The sequence below is a fragment of the Pseudoalteromonas neustonica genome, from assembly GCF_001653135.1.
Taxonomy (GTDB): domain Bacteria; phylum Pseudomonadota; class Gammaproteobacteria; order Enterobacterales; family Alteromonadaceae; genus Pseudoalteromonas; species Pseudoalteromonas neustonica.
This window is the reverse complement of record NZ_BDDS01000049.1, coordinates 1-2995: the sequence shown is the minus strand read 5'-3', so window position 1 is coordinate 2995 and position 2995 is coordinate 1. Positions and strand designations below refer to the sequence as shown.

The following is a 2995-nucleotide window of genomic DNA, read 5'->3' as shown; positions in this document are numbered from 1 at the left end:
AAGACCCGTTTGGGTTGTATGGTTAAGTGACTAAGCGTACACGGTGGATGCCTTGGCAGTTGGAGGCGATGAAGGACGTATTAACTTGCGATAAGCCTAGTCAAGCTAGTAAAAAGCACTTGAGACTAGGATTTCCGAATGGGGAAACCCACCTGCTTGCAGGTATCGTTAACTGAATACATAGGTTAACGAGGCGAACGCGGAGAACTGAAACATCTAAGTACCCGTAGGAAAAGAAATCAACCGAGATTCCGGAAGTAGCGGCGAGCGAAACCGGAACAGCCCTTAAGCTTATTATGTGTTAATGGAAGGCCGCTGGAAAGCGCCACGATACAGGGTGATAGTCCCGTACATGAAAAGACATTTTAAGTGAAATCGAGTAGGTCGGAGCACGTGAAACTTTGACTGAATATAGGTGGACCATCATCTAAGGCTAAATACTCCCAACTGACCGATAGTGAACCAGTACCGTGAGGGAAAGGCGAAAAGAACCCCTGTGAGGGGAGTGAAATAGAACCTGAAACCGTGTACGTACAAGCAGTAGGAGCCCACTTGTTGGGTGACTGCGTACCTTTTGTATAATGGGTCAGCGACTTATATTTTGTAGCGAGGTTAACCGAATAGGGTAGCCGTAGGGAAACCGAGTCTTAACTGGGCGAATAGTTGCAAGGTATAGACCCGAAACCCGGTGATCTAGCCATGGGCAGGTTGAAGGTTGAGTAACATCAACTGGAGGACCGAACCCACTAACGTTGAAAAGTTAGGGGATGACCTGTGGCTAGGAGTGAAAGGCTAATCAAACCGGGAGATAGCTGGTTCTCCCCGAAATCTATTTAGGTAGAGCCTCGGACGAATACTTACGGGGGTAGAGCACTGTTAAGGCTAGGGGGTCATCCCGACTTACCAACCCTTTGCAAACTCCGAATACCGTAAAGTAATATCCGGGAGACACACGGCGGGTGCTAACGTCCGTCGTGAAGAGGGAAACAACCCAGACCGCCAGCTAAGGTCCCAAAGTCATAGTTAAGTGGGAAACGATGTGGAAAGGCCCAGACAGCCAGGAGGTTGGCTTAGAAGCAGCCATCCTTTAAAGAAAGCGTAATAGCTCACTGGTCGAGTCGGTCTGCGCGGAAGATGTAACGGGGCTAAACTATGCACCGAAGCTGCGGATTCAGAATTTATTCTGAGTGGTAGGGGAGCGTTCTGTAAGCGGTTGAAGGTGTACCGGGAGGTATGCTGGACGTATCAGAAGTGCGAATGCTGACATGAGTAACGATAATGGGAGTGAAAAACTCCCACGCCGGAAGACCAAGGGTTCCTATCCCATGTTAATCAGGGTAGGGTAAGTCGACCCCTAAGGCGAGGCCGAAAGGCGTAGTCGATGGGAAACAGATTAATATTTCTGTACTCGATATAATTGCGATGGGGGGACGGAGCAGGCTAAGCAAGCATGGCGTTGGTAGTCCATGTGAAAGTGAGTAGGGCGTTTGTTTAGGTAAATCCGGACGAACATTAAACCTGAGACACGAGACGAGCTACTACGGTAGTGAAGTTGCTGATGCCATACTTCCAGGAAAAGCCTCTAAGCTTCAGATTATATGGAATCGTACCCCAAACCGACACAGGTGGTCAGGTAGAGAATACTAAGGCGCTTGAGAGAACTCGGGTGAAGGAACTAGGCAAAATCGTACCGTAACTTCGGGAGAAGGTACGCTCCTATCTGTGATGAGACTTGCTCTCTAAGCGGACGGGAGCCGCAGTGACCAGGTGGCTGGGACTGTTTATTAAAAACACAGCACTGTGCAAAATCGCAAGATGACGTATACGGTGTGACACCTGCCCGGTGCCGGAAGGTTAATTGATGGGGTTATCTTCGGAGAAGCTCTTGATCGAAGCCCCGGTAAACGGCGGCCGTAACTATAACGGTCCTAAGGTAGCGAAATTCCTTGTCGGGTAAGTTCCGACCTGCACGAATGGTGTAACCATGGCCACGCTGTCTCCACCCGAGACTCAGTGAAATTGAAATCGCAGTGAAGATGCTGTGTACCCGCGGCTAGACGGAAAGACCCCGTGAACCTTTACTACAGCTTGGCACTGAACATTGAACCTACATGTGTAGGATAGGTGGGAGACTTTGAAGCAGCGACGCTAGTTGTTGTGGAGTCGTCCTTGAAATACCACCCTTGTAGTTTTGATGTTCTAACGTTGGCCCCTGAATCGGGGTTACGGACAGTGCCTGGTGGGTAGTTTGACTGGGGCGGTCTCCTCCCAAAGAGTAACGGAGGAGCACGAAGGTTGGCTAAGTACGGTCGGACATCGTACGGTTAGTGTAATGGTAGAAGCCAGCTTAACTGCGAGACAGACACGTCGAGCAGGTACGAAAGTAGGTCATAGTGATCCGGTGGTTCTGAATGGAAGGGCCATCGCTCAACGGATAAAAGGTACTCCGGGGATAACAGGCTGATACCGCCCAAGAGTTCATATCGACGGCGGTGTTTGGCACCTCGATGTCGGCTCATCACATCCTGGGGCTGAAGTCGGTCCCAAGGGTATGGCTGTTCGCCATTTAAAGTGGTACGCGAGCTGGGTTTAGAACGTCGTGAGACAGTTCGGTCCCTATCTGCCGTGGGCGTTTGAGAATTGAGAGGGGTTGCTCCTAGTACGAGAGGACCGGAGTGAACGAACCGCTGGTGTTCGGGTTGTCATGCCAATGGCATTGCCCGGTAGCTACGTTCGGAACTGATAAGCGCTGAAAGCATCTAAGCGCGAAGCAGGCCTCGAGATGAGTTCTCACTAGAGCTATAAGCTCTCTGAAGGGCCGTTGGAGACTACAACGTTGATAGGCAAGGTGTGGAAGCATAGTGATATGTTAAGCTAACTTGTACTAATTACCCGTGAGGCTTAACCATACAACGCCAAACGCGTTTTATGTGACTGTTTAAGCGCAGAAGTTAAGATTGTAGGTCGTGATTTATCGCGACAACTAAAGTAGATT

1 rRNA gene is annotated in these 2995 nt (G+C 49.9%); it reads left to right on the top strand.

Annotation, left to right across the window (positions count from 1 at the left end):
• The first annotated feature begins 20 nt into the window (after positions 1 to 20).
• A 23S ribosomal RNA gene (locus A7967_RS21965) occupies positions 21 to 2909 on the top strand.
• Positions 2910 to 2995 lie beyond the last annotated feature (86 nt).